This window comes from Cellulosimicrobium sp. 72-3, from assembly GCF_013127315.1.
GTDB classification, from domain to species: domain Bacteria; phylum Actinomycetota; class Actinomycetes; order Actinomycetales; family Cellulomonadaceae; genus Cellulosimicrobium; species Cellulosimicrobium funkei.
Genome location: NZ_CP053419.1, coordinates 214,136 through 228,447, shown reverse-complemented (window position 1 = coordinate 228,447; position 14,312 = coordinate 214,136). Strand labels below are relative to the sequence as shown.

Sequence of the window (14,312 nt, the reverse complement as noted above, 5' to 3'; positions counted from 1 at the left end):
GTCGTGGCGCGCGTCAGTCCGGCGTGACCGGGCTGATGACGTACCAGAGCCGCACCGACGCGTCGCCCCCCGGCCCGGGCTCGTGGCTGATCTGCACGGACGTCTCGACGTCCCCGTTCGACCCGTTGATGCCCGTGCGGGCGCGCGTCCCGCCCGCGCGCGACGCGTCGAGCGACGCGGGCAGCTCGTCGAGCCACCGGTCGACCTGCGACCGCGGAAAACCCAGCACCTGCGCGTCGGCCACGAGCTGGTCGTGCACGGCCTGCCCGCCGGAGAGCGTGCGGAACACGTTGATCGCGCTCACGTACCCGCGCCGGGGCTGGATCGTCAGCTCCTCGGCCGTCGTGGTCCACGTGCCGTCGGGGAGCGTCAGCTCGACCTCGGCCGCGCCGTCCGGCACCTGCACGACGGCCATCGACTCGCCCAGCCCGACGGACTCCGCGGTGATCGGCCTGCTCACGTCCCAGCGCACGGTCTCGCCCCTCTCGATGTCGTCGATCGTCGTCGTGCCCGCCTCGCCCCCGCCGCCCTCGCCGCCCGAACCGCCCGACGACGTCGGGCCGCCCGGGGCGGTCGTCCCGCCCGGTCCGGTGGCCGCGTCGTCCGGGTCGCCGAACGTCACCGTGCACCCCGTCAGCACGAGAGACCCGGCGAGCGCCCCCGCGAGCAGGACCGCGGCGACGCCGGCCCTCGGCGCCGTCCCGTGCGCGCGACGGAACCCCCGGCTCACTGGTCCACGTCCACGTCCCACTCGGTCAGTCTGTCAAGGATGCGCCCGATGCGGGCGGGGTTGGTGAGCCGGTAGTCGGCGATCCGGTCCGAGACGTCGGTGCCGATGATCTGCGCCGCCTGGTCCGGGTGCTGCGTGACGAGCTGCTGGTAGGCGGGCAGCGTGTCGTTCGAGATGTACTCCCAGCGGGTCGCCTGGTCGGCGATGTTCCCGCCCGGCAGCGGCGTCTCCACGGTCACGGTGCCCTGCACCGGGTTGTCGAACGTGATGCCCGTGAACGGGATCCCGAGGTTCTCCGGGCCGGGCGTCTCGACGCTCACCGTGAAGGGGTCGTGCTGCGCGTACGTGCCCGCGCCGGGGATCGACGGCTCGCCGACGAGCGTCATGAGGTACGTGAACGCCTCGCCCGTGACCGGGTGGTCGCGCATGGTCTGCCAGTCGTCGGCGATGATCTGGTTCTGCTCGCGCCACAGCAGGGCGGTGTTGCCGTCCGCGAGCGCCTGCGCGTCGCCCGCCCGGCCGGCCTCGACGTCCGCCCACGCCTGGTACGCGGCGCCGTCGATGACGCCGGCCTCGAGCAGCCGCTCCATCTCCTCCAGACCACCGTTCAGGTACGCCTCGTGCATGACGGCCTGGTCCACGAAGATCTCGCGCTGCATCGACAGGAACTGGTTCTCGTAGAAGCCGAGCTCGGCGTCCGACATCGTCGCGATCGCCTCGAGCGCCGCCCGGTCGACGCCGGGCGGCAGCGCCCGGGCGCCGCTCGCGACGCCCTGCGCGAGCTGCCGCATCATGTCGAGGTCGAAGAACCCGGCGGCGAACGACGGCCCGATCATCGCGGCCATGCCGGCCCACTGCATCCACGGGTTGTCCAGGTAGAGCTCGCCGTAGTACGTGTAGACGCTCTCGATGATCTCCCGGTTGGCGGACGCCCCCGCGGACGGGTCCCAGTCGGCGAAGTCGAACCCCGCCTCGCCCGCCGCGACGCGCGTCCAGTGCGTGACGGCGAGCTCCGCGAACCCCGGGGAGTCGGGGTCGACGCCGAGGCGCACCATCTGGTCGTAGAGCGCCGCGACCTGCGCGTCCGTCGCGTTCTCGAGCCACGCGGCGCGCTCGCCCGCGTCCATCGCGGCGTACTCGCCAGGCGTCGGCGTGGGGACGGTCTGCTGCGGCCCGCCCGGGCCGGACGTGAGTGCGCCGCCCGGGCCCGCGAGGGCGCCGCCGTCGGCGCTCGCCGACTCCTGCTGGTCGGCGTCCGTGGCGAGGCGGTCGGCCGCGGCGTCGAGGAGGCTCGCGGTGCCGGTGAGCGAGGGCCCGAGCGTGCTGGCCCACGCGCTGCGGAACTGCGCGGCGTCGGGCCCATCCCACCGGGTCGCGGCCTCGACGACGGCCGCCACCTGCGCGCGATGGGTCCGCAGCGCGTCGGCGCCGGAGCGCAGGCCGGACGCGAGCGCGCGCAGCGCACGGACGTCGGCGCCCCACATCCCGCTCATACCGTCCCCTCCCGCCCCTGCGCGTCCCCTCACGCGCACGCGTCGACGCCTTCGTCCTCGACGGTCGCACGCCGACGGTACGCGGCCGGGTCGGCCGCCGCGATGGGGACAACTGCCCATGCCCGGACAGGGCGGGCGCGGCGGCGCGCCTCAGCTCAGGCGGCGCTCCAGCCGCACCACGACCGTGTCACCGACGTCCTTGCCGAGGCGCTTGCGCACGCCCGCGTTGAGCGACAGCATCAGCCCGCCCGACCCGGTCGGCATGAGCCCCACGTTGCGCAGCGCGACGTCGTCGACGGTCGCGTCCACGCGGACCGCGCGCAGCGACCCGAAGAGCTCGCGCGCCCCGGGCACCTCCACGCAGGGCCACGTGTCGCCCTTGACGTCGACGCCGACGGGCGCGGTGAACGTGTGGTCGAGGAGGACGGGCTCGAACGGCATGGGAGTGCTCCGGTGGGTCGTGCGGTCGTGGTCGGGGGGTCTGACCGGCCGAGGGCCGAGAACTCGTCGGTCGTGGTCGAGCGACGTTCAGGCGTCCCGCACCGACGTGCCCATGCGCTCGACCGCCTCGGTGAGCACGTCGACGCCCGTCGCGAGGTTGAGGCGGACGTGCCCCTGCCCGCCGGGGCCGAACCGGCGCCCGTCCTCCAGCGCGACGCGTGCGCGGTCGAGGAACCACGACCGGGGGTCCGCACCCGCCGGGCCGGGCAGCCCGCGCGCGTCGAGCCACGCGAGGTACGTCGCCTCGCCGGGCCGGTAGCGCACCGCGGGCAGGTGCTCCGCGAGCAGGTCGGCGAGGAGCCACGCGTTGCGCTCGATGCCCGCGAGGACGTCGTCGAGCCACGCCTCGCCGTGGTCGAGCGCCGCGACGTGCGCGAGCACGGACACGTGCTGGACGCCGTGGCTCGCCTCCTCGGGGATGCGCCGCAGGTCGTCGGCGGCGTCCGGGCCGGCGACGGCCGCCGCCGCCTTGAGGCCCGGCAGGTTCCACGCCTTCGACGCGGAGACGATCGCGACGGCCGATCCCGCCCCGGGGACGGTGAGGAGCGGCGTGTGGGTCGTCGCGGGGCGCCCGTCGAGCCCGGGCCGCGTGAGGGGCGCGTGGATCTCGTCCGCCACGACGCGCACCCCGTACCGCGCGGCGAGCGCCAGGCCGTCCGCCAGCTCCGCGCGCGTGTGCGCGGTCCCCGTCGGGTTCTGCGGGTTGCACACGAGCCAGACGGCGCGGCGCCCGCTCCCCGGGCCGTCACCGTTCGCGGCGGCACCGGTCGCGTCGGCGAACGCCCGCTCCAGGGTGTCGAGGTCGAGACGCCCGTCGGTGCCCAGCGGCGCGTCGACGACGCGGCGCCCCTCGTTCGCGGTGAAGCCGTAGAACGGCGGGTACACGGGCGGGTTGACGACGACCGCGTCGCCCGGGGACGTGAGGACGCGCAGCACCTCGACGATCGCGACCATGACGTCGGGCAGCGTGCGCGACGTCGCCGCGTCGGGCGTCCAACCCCAGCGGCGCCGGGCGAAGCGCGCGTACGCCTCGCCGTACGCGGTGCCGACGTCGTACCCGGTGTCGCCCGAGCGCAGGGCGGCCGTCACGGCGTCCACGACCGCGTCGCACGGCGCGACGTCCATCTCGGCGACGAACAGCGGCAGCACGTCGGGCGCGAAGGTGCACCACTTCGCCGACGTCCGACGGCGCAGCTCGTCGAGCGTGAGGACGTCCAACGGTGTGCGCATCGTGCCCCTCCTCGGTGCGGGCCGAGCGTCTGCACGGCACCGGTCGGCGGGCCTGCCTCGGTCGGCCGACCCGGCCCACCCTAGGCGGGCTCGGGCTCCGTCGCCGCGGGCGCGCCCTCCTCGGCCGCGGCGTTCGCCGGGCTCGTCGCGAGCACGACGCACCCGCCGACGGCGGCCAGCGTCGCCACGACGGCGGGCACCGCCCAGCCCGACCGCACGACGTCGCCGAGCACGGCGAGGCCGACGATCCCCGGGGCGAGCACCTCGATCACGGAGACCGTCGCGGCGACCGTCCCCACGGCGCCCCGCTCCAGGGCGCGCAGGTAGGCGAGCGCGCCCGCGACGCCGCCGAGCACGATCGCGAGGGCGAGCGGCTGGAGCACGGTGTCGAGCAGGTCCCCGGACGCGTGCGCGCCGCGCGCCGCGACGGCGGCGACCGAGTAGCCGAGGCCGCCCAGGACGGCGAGCAGCACGGGGTGCCCGCGCCGGTACGCGGCGGCGGTGCCGACCGCCACGACCACCCCGGCGACGTTGACCCAGGTCGTGAACCCGGCCGGCGGGTGCGTCGCGGGCTGCTCCCCCGCCGCGAGCGCCAGCACCACGAGGCCCGCGACGACGACGCCGATCGACACGACGTCCGTGCGGCGCAGCGTCGCGCCCAGAACGAGGCGGGCGAGCAGCACGACGGCGACGAGCGACGCCGCGACGACGGCCTGCACCACGAAGAGCGGCAGGTGGTCCAGGGCGAGGAGGGAGAGGAGCCAGCCGACGCCGTCGACCACGAGCCCGCCGACGACGAGCGGCTGGGCCACGGCCGCGAGGCCGTGGGCCCGGCGCGTCGCGACGGCCTGCATGATCGTGCTCACCGCGTACAGGAGGCTCGCGGCCACGGCGGCGAGCAGCGAGAGGATCACGACGCGACCCCGGGGCCGTCGCCCGCGGCGGGCGCGACGTGGGCCGCGCGCGCGGGCACGCTGGGCCGTTCGGTCGGGGCGGGCACGTTCCGATCATCCGCCACGGCGGCGCGCACCGCGCGGGCGGGACCCCCGTCCGGCCGGGCGTCGGGCCGAGGTGGTCAGGCGCTGCCGCGGGCGGACGCCGTGGTCAGGCCTCGTCGCGCGCGGGCGCCGCGTCCCGACGGCCGCGCGCGTGGGCGGGGCGCTCGTCGTCGTGCACCCAGCGCCAGACGCGCGTCACGACGAACCACACGACCGCCGCCGCGACGACCGCGATGACGACCTTCTGCAGGACGCCCGCGTACTCCTCGACGACGTGCCACTGCTCGCCGAGCGCGTACCCGGCGTAGACGAAGATCGTGTTCCACACGGCGCTGCCGGCGGTGGTGAGCGCGGTGAACTTCCACAGGGGCATGCGCTCGACGCCCGCGGGGATCGAGATGAGGCTGCGGAAGATGGGGATGAAGCGGCCGAAGAACACCGTCGCGCTGCCGTGCCGGAGGAAGAACTGCTCGGTGCGGTCGACGTCCTCGACCTTGACGAGCGGGAGGCGCTCCGCGACCCACCGCGTGCGCTCGCGCCCGATGATCGCCCCGACCGCGTAGAGCGCGAGGGCGCCGACGACGGACCCCGCCGTCGTCCACAGGATCGCCTCGACGAGCCCGAAGCTCCCCTGGCTCGCCGTGAAGCCCGCGAGCGGCAGGATGATCTCGCTCGGCAGGGGTGGGAACAGGTTCTCGAGCGCGATGGCGATCGCGGCCCCGACCGGGCCCAGCGTCTCCATGAGGTTGACCGCCCAGCCGGCGACGCCGTCGAGAGCGGGCTCCGCCGTCGTGGCGGCGGGCACGGCGGCCGTCAGGGCGGCGGAGAGTCCGGAGGGCATGGGTCACGAGCCTAGGCGAGCGGTCGGTGGCGCGAACGCCGATGCGGCCGGAAGGGTGTGGAGGTCTCGTGCGGAGGCGCGGGACGTGCCGGGGACCGGCCCGCTCAGCCGCGGACGAGCTCGTCGAGGCGGCGGATCGGGTCCCAGGCGCCCGCCTCGCTGTTCGACAGCACGACGACCGTCACGCCCGGCGCCCCGGCCGGCGGGAGCGCGTCCGGGCCGTCCGCAGGGCCCACCGGGTCCGGGTAGTGGCGCAGGATCGCGCTCGCGCCCGTGTTGATGCCGTCCTTGTACGCCGAGCGCACCGACCCGTCCGCGAGCAGCTCGAGCTCGAGCCCGAAGCCGTAGTGCACGCTCGGTGCGGGCTCGGCTCCGTCCGTCGCCCCCGTCCCGCCCTCGTGGTGCAGCACCTGCGGGGTGAGGAACGCGCGCGTGAGGTCGGGCGGCAGGAGCTCGCCGTCGCGCACCGCCGCCCAGAACCGGGCGAGGTCGCGCGCCGTGACGTGCGCGCCGCCGTCGGGCGAGCCGACGGGCGGGTAGGAGTAGACGTTCTGCCGCCACCCGGTGACGGGGCCGTCGTCGTCCGGGCCCTCGTGCACGGGCTCCCAGCCCTCCGCGACGTCCGGCTCGGCCTCGTCCATGCGGAAGAACCCGGAGCGGTCCATGCCCGCGCGCGCGAACACGTGCTCGCGGACGTGGTCGCGGTACGTCGTCCCGGTGACAGACTCCAGCGCGAGGCCGGCGAGGACGTAGCCGACGTTGCAGTAGCGACACCCCTCGCCGGGCGCGAAGTTCGGCTCCTTGTGGACAAACCCGGGCAGGAAGTCTGCCGTGCGCGTCACGGAGTAGCTCGGCCGGTCGACCCACAGCTCCTCGTACGACTCCCCCGCCTCCTCGTCGGCGTCGTCCGCGATGCCTGACGTGTGGGTCAGCAGGTGCCGGATCGTCACCTCGCGCGGGATGGTCGTGCCCGCAAGGTCCACGTGGTCGTGGACGCGGTCGTCGAGCCCGAGCCGGCCGTCGCCCACGAGCTGGAGCACCGCGACGGCGGTGAAGAGCTTGGTGACGGACGCGACGTCGAACCGCGTGCTCGTGCGGACCGGGACGCCCCAGCGGCGCGACGCGACGCCGTAGGCGCGTTCGAGGAGCACCTCGCCGTGGCGTTCGACCCGCACGACGCCGGAGAAGTCGTCGGCGTCCGCGGCGGAGCGCAGGTGCGTGTCGAGGGCGGCGAGAGCGGCGTCGTCGAGCGCGGTCATGGCCCGACCGTAGGCGGGCCGGGGCGCTCCCGGCCAGGACTTTTGTCCCGGAGAGCCGCACGTCGTCACGGGTGGGAGCGCTATCACGGTACGGTCGCCGCATGGCGACCTCGACGACGACCCCCGCGCTCGGCGTGATCCTCCCGCGCGAGCTCCCCGCCGACCTCATCGTGCCGTTCGCGCGCCGCGCGGAGGAGGTCGGCCTCGACGAGCTGTGGGTCGTCGAGGACCTCACCTTCCACGGCGGGATCGCGCAGGCCGCGACGGTCCTCGCCGCGACGCAGCGCCTCACCGTCGGCATCGGGATCCTGCCCGCCGCCACGCGTGCGCCGTCGACCGCCGCGATGGAGGCCGGCACGCTCGCCGCCCTGCACCCCGGCCGCCTGCACCTCGGCCTCGGGCACGGCATGCCGGCGTGGATGCGGCAGATCGGCGTGTGGCCCGCGAGCCCGCTCGCGATGCTCGAGGAGACCACCGCGACCGTGCGCGCCCTGCTGCACGGCGAGCGCGTCAGCGTCGCGGGCCGCTACGTGTCCGTCGACGACGTCGCCCTCCACGCCCCGCCCGCCTCGCCGCCGCCCGTGCTCGCGGGCGTGCGCGGCCCGCGGTCGCTCGAGGTCTCGGGTCGCGTCGCGGACGGGACCATCCTCGACATGCCCGTGACCCCCGAGTACCTCGCCGTCGCGCGCGCCGCGATCGACGCCGGGCGCGCGAGCGCCGGGGACGCGGCCCCGCCCGCGCACCGCGTCGTCGCGTTCTCCGTCGGCGCCGTGCACGACGACGTCGCGACGGCCCGCGAGATCGTCCGCCCCTACCTCGCGGTCCTCGGCGAGGCCGACTGGTCCGCCCAGATCGACCCGCTGCCCTTCGCCGCCGACTTCCGCGCCCTGCGCGACGCGAGCGCCACCCCCGACGACTTCGCCGCCGCGGTGCCCGACGCGTGGGTCGACGCGCTCGCCGTCGTCGGGTCGCCCGAAGCCTTCCGCGCGCGGCTCGCCGAGCTCGGCGCCGGCGGGGTGTCCAGCGTCGTCCTCGTCGCCACGACAGCCGACCCTGCCCGGCCGGACGACCCGTTCAGCGCGCTCGACGCGCTCGCCGCGGTGACCCGCCCCGCCGTCTGACGGCGGCCGTCGACCTGCGAGACCGCGCCGGAGAGCCGACCATGGGCAGGTGAGCGAGCACGCACCGACCTACACCGAGACCTGGCCCCTGCTGAGCCCGGGAGACCGCCGTCGGCTCGAGGAGCTCGACGACCTCGAGACCGACATCCTCCGCCAGCTCTCCGAGGCGTTCGCCGACGAGGTGGACGCCCCCACGCTCGGCGAGGTCCAGGTCGAGCGGCTGCGGGTCTACCGCGACGCGCAGGCCCGCGCACAACGGCAGCGGACACGCGCCTGACCGCCCCATGAGCGCCCCGGGGCCACGCGCGTCCCTCGTCGACACCGTGCTCGGCGCGGTGCGCGAGGGCACGTCGGTCGTGGTCTCCGGGCTCCCGGGCTCCGGCCGGTCCACGCTCCTCGCGCGCGTCCGGGCCGCCGTCCTCGACGACGACCGGCACGTCCTGTCCCTCGTGGGCGTCGGCCCCGGCGCCCCGCGTCCGCTCGAGTCGCTCGTCCTCGCCGGGGTGCTCGACGCCGCCCCCGGCCAGCCCGTGTCGCTCGGGCGCGCGGTCGACGCCGTCGAGCGGGCGCTCGGCACCGGGCCGGCGGTCCTCCTCGCGGACGACGCCGACGCGCTCGACGACACCTCCGCCGCGGTCCTCGGGGCGGTCTCCGCCCGCCAGGACGCCACCGTCGTGCTGAGCCAGCGCCCGCCCTACCCCGCGGCCCCGGTCGAGACCGTGCTCGGCGGCCGACCCGCGACCGCGCTGCCGATGCCGCCCCTCGCCTTCGAGGAGATGCACGCCACCGCGAGCGCGCTGCTCGGCGGCGACCTCGACGCCGGTGTCGCCGGTCGCCTGTACGGCCTGTCCGGCGGCCTGCCCGGCCTGGTCCGGTCCGTCGCCACCGAGGCCCGGCGCGCCGGCCGCCTCGTCGAGGAGTCGGGGACCTGGGTCGCGCGCCGCGACCTGGTGACCTCGGCGCTCGCCGGCGACGTCGGCCGCCTGGTCAGCGGGCTGTCACCCGAGGAGGTGGACGGCGTCTGGGCGCTCGCGGCGACCGGCGCCGCGGAGCTCGGGACGGTGCACCGGTTCCTGCCCTGGCCCGTGCTCGTCGCGCTCGACGACCACGGCCTGGTCCGCTTCGTCGAGGCCGAAGGTCGCACGACGGTGACGCTCTACCCGCCGCTCGTCGGGGAGCTCCTGCGCCAGACCGGGGGCGCGCGGGCGCTGCGCGCGGCGGAGCAGGTCGCCGACGCGCTCGGCAGCGGCCGGGCGGACGAGTGGGACCCCCTCGCGCGCACCGTCGACACCGCCGTCCCGACCGGCTGGGCCGCGTCGCGCGAGTCCGCGGCGATCCTCGGCCGCGCCCTGCGCCGGCACACCGCCGCCCAGCTCCTCGCGCGCCGCGACGCCTGGGAGCGCACCCCGACGACGCGGAACACCGTGCGCTACCTCGACGACCTCGCCAACGACGAGGCTCCGCCGGACGCGATCGAGCAGGTCCTCGCGCGGGCGCACGACCTCGCGCCCGCGGAGACCGGTCGCGGGAGCTTTCTCGCCGCGTGGGAGGCCGTCTACCGCGCGGTCGTGCTCCACGAGCGCGACGCGGCCCTCGCCCTGCTCGAGCCGACGACGACCGCGCACGACGACGTCGAGGACGCCGTCCGGGAGGCCGTCGCCCAGCACGTCCTGCTCGCCGTGGGCGACGTCGAGGGCACGGGACCGTCCGCGGAGCTCCCGCCGCCCCTCGACCGCCCTCCGGCGCGTGCGGACGTGACGGTCCCGCCCGGAGAGGCGCTGCTCGTCGGGCCCGACAACGTGGTGCGGCTGGTCCGCGGCGAGGTCCTGCTCGCCCGGGGGCGGGTCGACGACGCGGGCGTCGAGCTCGACCGTGTCGTCGTGCCGCAGTCGGCGGACCGTCAGGACGCGCCCTCGTGGCGGTCCCTCGCGCTCCTCTGCTCGGGCGAAGTGGAGGTGGCCGTCGAGCGGTCGCGTCGGCTGCTGGACCAGGCGCGCGACCGGTTCGCGGCGTCCCAGATCGAGCCGCACGGCCACGTCGTCGCGCTCGGCCTGTACCTCCAGGGCCGGTTCACGTCGCTGCGCGAGCACCTGACGAGCGTCTTCGCCGCCGGCGCGCACGCGCCCCTGCGCCCGAGCACCCGCGCGGGACTGCGCTGCCTCGGCGCCGAGCTCTCGCTCCGCGAGGGGAACGTCACGAGCGCGCGCTCGCTCGCGCGCCAGCTCGACGCGCTGCAGCTCCTCGCGGCGTCCACGCCGCTCGCCCGGCCGCACCCGCTCGCCGCGGAGCTCGCGCTCGCGACCGGCCAGGCCGGGCCCGAGGTCGCGACGCGCGCGGCGTGGGAGCTCGTCGAGGCGATGGACCGCCGCGGGTACCTCGTCGCCGCGCTCTTCGACGCGGCCTGGCTCGTGACCCTCTGGCCCGACGCGCGTCGCGCCCGGCAGGTCGCGGAGCACGCGGCCGCCGCGCAGGGCACCCTCCTGCCGGCCCTCGGCCACTACGTCGTCGCCGCCGCCGACCGCTCGCCCGAGGCGCTCCTCGCGGCAGCCGACGACCTGCGCGCCCGCGGCCTCGTGCTGCACGGCACCCAGGCCCACGCGACCGCCGTCCGCCTGCTGCGCGACGACGGTCGCACGGCCCTCGCCACCGACGAGGCGCACCGGCTCCGCACCCTCGTGGCGACCGGGGGCGAGGAGCTGGACCTGCTCGTGCCGCCCGTCGCGCCTGCGGACACCCTGAGCCCGCGCGAGCGCGAGGTCGCCCGGCTCGTCGCGCGCGGGCTGAGCAACAAGGACGTCGCGCGCGAGCTCGTGCTCAGCGACCGCACCGTCGACAACCACGTCTACCGGATCTTCCGGAAGCTGGGCATCACGTCGCGCGACCAGCTCCCGTCCGTGCTCTGACGCCCGACGTCGTCCCGCCGGCGCCGCGTCAGTAGCGCCAGGCGCGCATGTCCTCCTGGTACGTGCGCTGGACCGTCGGGGACAACAGGGTCGACGGCGGCAGGTCCCGCGGCGGGTTGTCGGCCGGGAGGCGCGTGGTCGCCGCGAGCGACGTGGCGTCGTGGAAGCGCAGCCCGTCCGGCAGGGGCGTGCGCGCGAAAGGGCCGGGCACGGCGTCGGCCGGTCCGCCCGGGAGCGAGAGCGCGAAGCCCCACTCGCCGAAGGAGGGCACGTTGACGGTGAGCGGCACGACGGTGCGCCCGGGCGCCGCGGCGCGGACGGTCGAGACCACCTGCCAGAACGCGTCGGGCGTGAAGTACGACGACGTCGCCTGCGTCGCGAACGCGCCGCCGGGCCGCAGGTGCGCGGCGACCATGCCGTAGAACTCCTGCGAGTAGAGCTTGGCGACACGCTCGGACGAGGGGTCGACGAGGTCGACGAGCACGACGTCGAACGTCTGCGGCGTGTCCTCGACCCAGCGGAACGCATCGGCGTTGACGACCGTGACGCGGGGGTCGTCGAGCGCGTGCTCGTTCACGGCGGTGAGGAGCCGATTCTCGCGCGCGAGGTCGGTGACGGCGGGGTCGAGGTCGACGAGCGTGACCTCCTGGACCGAGCCGTAGCGCAGGACCTCGCGCGCGAGGAGGCCGTCGCCGCCGCCGAGGATCGCGACGGACGCGGGCGCCGCGACCGACGTCATCGCCGCGTGCGCGAGCGTCTCGTGGTACCGCGCCTCGTCGACGGAGGAGAACTGGAGCTGGTTGTCGAGGTAGAGGCGCGTATCCCCCTGGTACTCGGTGACGACGACCTGCTGGTAGGCGCTGCGCTCCTGCGCGACGACCGGGTCCTGGTACATCCCCGCGCTGATGCGCGCCTCGAGCCACGACGACGCCGCGAACCCGGCGAGGAGCACGACGAGCGTGACGCCCGCGAGCACCGACCACCGCGGCGGGTGGCCCATGCGCGCGAGCATGAACCCCGCGACGGCGACGTTGAGCACCGCGACCGCGAACGCGGTGCGCACGAGGCCGAGGTAGGGGAGCAGCAGGAAGGGGAACAGCAGCGAGGCGGCGAGCGCGCCGAAGTAGTCGAGCGCGAGCACCTTCGACAGCAGCGAGACGGAGCCTTCGCTCCCCCGCTCCTTGAGCACCGCCACGAGGAGCGGGATCTCGACGCCGATCGCCGTCCCGATCGCGAGCGACAGCACGACGAACACGACCCACGCGAGCTCCGTCGCCGCGTACGCCCAGAACAGCGCGAGCACCGACGTCCCGCCGAGGAGCGAGAGCACGAGCTCGTTGCGCACGAAGCTCAGCCCCGCGGTGCGCTGCAGACGCGGCGCGAGGAGCGAGCCGAGGCCCATGCCGAACAGCGTGAGCCCCGTCGCGACGGAGAACGCGACGACCGAGTCGCCGAACAGGTACGACGCTGCCGTCCCGAGGATGAGCTCGTAGACGAGCCCGCCGACGGCGACGAGCAGCGCGGCGGCGAACACGGTCGGTCGGTCGAGGTGGCGCGCCCCCGAGCGCCCGGCGGGCGCGTCGCGGTCCGCGGCCGCGTCCGCCCCCGGCGGGCCGCCGGGCGGGACCTCCTGCTGGTCGAGCACGGTCAGGAGCTGATCGTCCCCGCGATGATGAGGCCGATCGCCACCGCGAGGCCCGCGATCATCACGCCGAACGCGACGTTGTGCTCGTCGACGAGCTCGCGGTGCAGGTTGAGCCGGAACACCTTGTTCGCGACCACGAGCGTGACGAGCAGCAGCACGATGCCGAGCACCGAGTAGAGGACGGTCGAGAAGAAGGACCAGAGGAACGCCAGCGGGGCGGCGGCTGAGATCACGGGGTCTCCCGGGTTCGGGTCGTGGGACGGGCGGACGGGTGCAGGGGTTCGGGGCCGGGACGGGCGGGCGCGGGTCGGGTCACTTGCCGAGCCCTCCGCCGCCCCCGCCGTAGACGGTGCGCCGCACGCACGTGCCGTCGTCGGTCGTGGCGACCTGGCCCGTGGTGGGCGACGTCGTGACGACGGACCGGGGCGTGCACGACGCGCTGCCCGAGGCGGCGCGGGCGGCGCACGACCCGAGACCGAGCAGCACGACCGCCGCGACCGCGAAGGCGACGAACCGCCCGCCGGGGACCGTGCGCGGCGCGACGCGACGGCCGAACAGGCGCTGCTGCTCGGCGACGTCGAGACGACGCCCGTGGTAGACGGACGTGACGGGGCCGAGCGGTCCGGTGGTGCGCTCGATCGAGACGATCGTCCCGTGGGCCGAGAGGTCGACGTACTCGACCTCCTGCCCGACGGCGAACGGCTCGGCGAACTGCCCCTCGACGTGCTCGACGCGCCCCGTCCCGTGCTCGCGCACCGTGAGCGTGTGCTGGCGCCCCTCGAGCGTCAGCCCGAGGGTCCGGCCGGTCTGCAGGCCCGCGAGGTCGACGACGGGCGGCCACGGCTCGGTCGGGTGCAGGAGCGTCACGTCGCGCGTGTCGTGGTCGTACTCGACCCACACGTCGGAGCCGTCGTGGGCGAGGAGCTGCCACTCCTCCCACGTGAACGTGGAGCCGCCGTGCACGGTCGAGAGCACGGCGACGGCGCGCGGCGTCGCGCGCTGCGGCGGGGCGCCCACGAGGTCCTCGCCGACGCGCATCGCGAGCCGCGGGCGGGGCGTCCTGCTCACACGAGGCTCCGCACGGCGACGTCGGCGGCCCCGAGCTCCGCGGCGAGGAGCGCGCGCACGTCGTCCGTGAACGTGGCCGACGCCGGGGCGCGGCACGTCGTGAGGGTCACGTAGGCCGTGCCGTCCTCGGGCCAGGTGTGCACGGCGAGGTGCGACTCCGCGAGCAGCAGCACGACGCTGGTGCCCTGCGGCTCGAAGCGGTGGGACACCTCCCCGAGCGGCGTCATCCCGGCCTCGCGGACGATCGCGTCGAGGCAGCGGCGGACGGTCGGGTCGTCGTCGAGCAGCGCCGGGTCCGCGCCCGTCACGTCGAACACGTGGACGAGGTTGCGCTGCACGTCCACGCCCCTGTCGGTCTCGGTCCTGCCGGCCGGCGCGGGCGAGCGGCCCGCGGTCCGGTGGCCGCCGTCGGGCCGGGCACACCCTAGCCGACCTGCGGCGTCGACCGACGGGCGGACCCGCCGCGCGAGACCGGCCGCCCGTCCGCACGGGCGGACGCCGTCCAGGGAGCGGGCGACGGCCG

The 14,312-nt window shown here is 76.0% G+C and carries 14 protein-coding genes; 3 read left to right on the top strand and 11 right to left on the bottom strand.

The features are described from left to right. Positions 1-13 precede the first annotated feature (13 nt). The 7 genes from HKK73_RS01105 to HKK73_RS01075 form a co-directional block, all read right to left on the bottom strand. Complete coding sequence (locus tag HKK73_RS01105; RefSeq protein ID WP_171467239.1) at positions 14-730, bottom strand: hypothetical protein; 717 nt, start codon at positions 728-730, stop codon at positions 14-16. Then, positions 727-2,223 (bottom strand): WXG100 family type VII secretion target, encoded by a 1,497-nt coding sequence (locus HKK73_RS01100; RefSeq protein WP_171467238.1) that lies wholly within the window; start codon positions 2,221-2,223, stop codon positions 727-729. The genes HKK73_RS01105 and HKK73_RS01100 overlap by 4 nt, the downstream gene beginning before the upstream one ends. 150 nt (positions 2,224-2,373) lie before the next feature. Beyond that, positions 2,374-2,664 (bottom strand): DUF1905 domain-containing protein, encoded by a 291-nt coding sequence (locus HKK73_RS01095; protein ID WP_043652182.1) that lies wholly within the window; start codon positions 2,662-2,664, stop codon positions 2,374-2,376. An 87-nt stretch (positions 2,665-2,751) separates the two neighbouring features. Next, entirely contained in the window at positions 2,752-3,954 is a 1,203-nt protein-coding gene (locus HKK73_RS01090; protein ID WP_171467237.1) for a MalY/PatB family protein, read from the bottom strand. An 80-nt stretch (positions 3,955-4,034) separates the two neighbouring features. Next, positions 4,035-4,868, bottom strand: a complete 834-nt coding sequence (locus HKK73_RS01085) for a hypothetical protein (protein WP_085386832.1) — start codon at positions 4,866-4,868, stop codon at positions 4,035-4,037. 190 nt (positions 4,869-5,058) lie between these two features. Beyond that, complete coding sequence (locus HKK73_RS01080) at positions 5,059-5,793, bottom strand: DedA family protein (protein ID WP_085386833.1); 735 nt, start codon at positions 5,791-5,793, stop codon at positions 5,059-5,061. 104 nt (positions 5,794-5,897) lie between these two features. Further along, positions 5,898-7,052, bottom strand: a complete 1,155-nt coding sequence (locus HKK73_RS01075; protein WP_085386834.1) for a serine hydrolase — start codon at positions 7,050-7,052, stop codon at positions 5,898-5,900. A gap of 101 nt (positions 7,053-7,153) precedes the next feature. Here HKK73_RS01075 and HKK73_RS01070 point away from each other — a divergent pair, with 101 nt between their 5' ends. Genes HKK73_RS01070 through HKK73_RS01060 form a run of 3 tightly spaced genes read left to right on the top strand, consistent with a single transcriptional unit; the run spans position 7,154 to position 11,076 of the window. Further along, positions 7,154-8,173: an LLM class flavin-dependent oxidoreductase gene (locus tag HKK73_RS01070; RefSeq protein WP_034656219.1), complete on the top strand. Its 1,020-nt coding sequence runs from the start codon at positions 7,154-7,156 to the stop codon at positions 8,171-8,173. Between the two features lie 49 nt (positions 8,174-8,222). Then, the gene (locus HKK73_RS01065; RefSeq protein ID WP_043652196.1) at positions 8,223-8,450 is read left to right on the top strand and encodes a hypothetical protein; all 228 of its coding nucleotides are present in this window, start codon (positions 8,223-8,225) and stop codon (positions 8,448-8,450) included. A gap of 7 nt (positions 8,451-8,457) precedes the next feature. After that, positions 8,458-11,076 carry a LuxR C-terminal-related transcriptional regulator gene (locus tag HKK73_RS01060; protein WP_171467236.1) on the top strand — a complete coding sequence of 873 codons (2,619 nt, stop codon included), beginning with the start codon at positions 8,458-8,460 and terminating at the stop codon, positions 11,074-11,076. A 28-nt stretch (positions 11,077-11,104) separates the two neighbouring features. Here HKK73_RS01060 and HKK73_RS01055 read toward each other — a convergent pair whose 3' ends face one another. From HKK73_RS01055 to HKK73_RS01040, 4 genes are all read right to left on the bottom strand, one after another. Then, a complete protein-coding gene (locus tag HKK73_RS01055) occupies positions 11,105-12,721 on the bottom strand; it encodes a polyamine aminopropyltransferase (RefSeq protein WP_085386836.1) in 1,617 nt (538 codons plus the stop codon). 2 nt (positions 12,722-12,723) lie between these two features. After that, positions 12,724-12,954: a DUF350 domain-containing protein gene (locus tag HKK73_RS01050; protein ID WP_034656213.1), complete on the bottom strand. Its 231-nt coding sequence runs from the start codon at positions 12,952-12,954 to the stop codon at positions 12,724-12,726. 79 nt (positions 12,955-13,033) lie between these two features. Next, positions 13,034-13,789, bottom strand: a complete 756-nt coding sequence (locus HKK73_RS01045) for a DUF4178 domain-containing protein (RefSeq protein ID WP_171467235.1) — start codon at positions 13,787-13,789, stop codon at positions 13,034-13,036. Then, positions 13,786-14,133: an S-adenosylmethionine decarboxylase family protein gene (locus HKK73_RS01040; RefSeq protein ID WP_061268374.1), complete on the bottom strand. Its 348-nt coding sequence runs from the start codon at positions 14,131-14,133 to the stop codon at positions 13,786-13,788. The genes HKK73_RS01045 and HKK73_RS01040 overlap by 4 nt, the downstream gene beginning before the upstream one ends. Between the last annotated feature and the right edge of the window lie 179 nt (positions 14,134-14,312).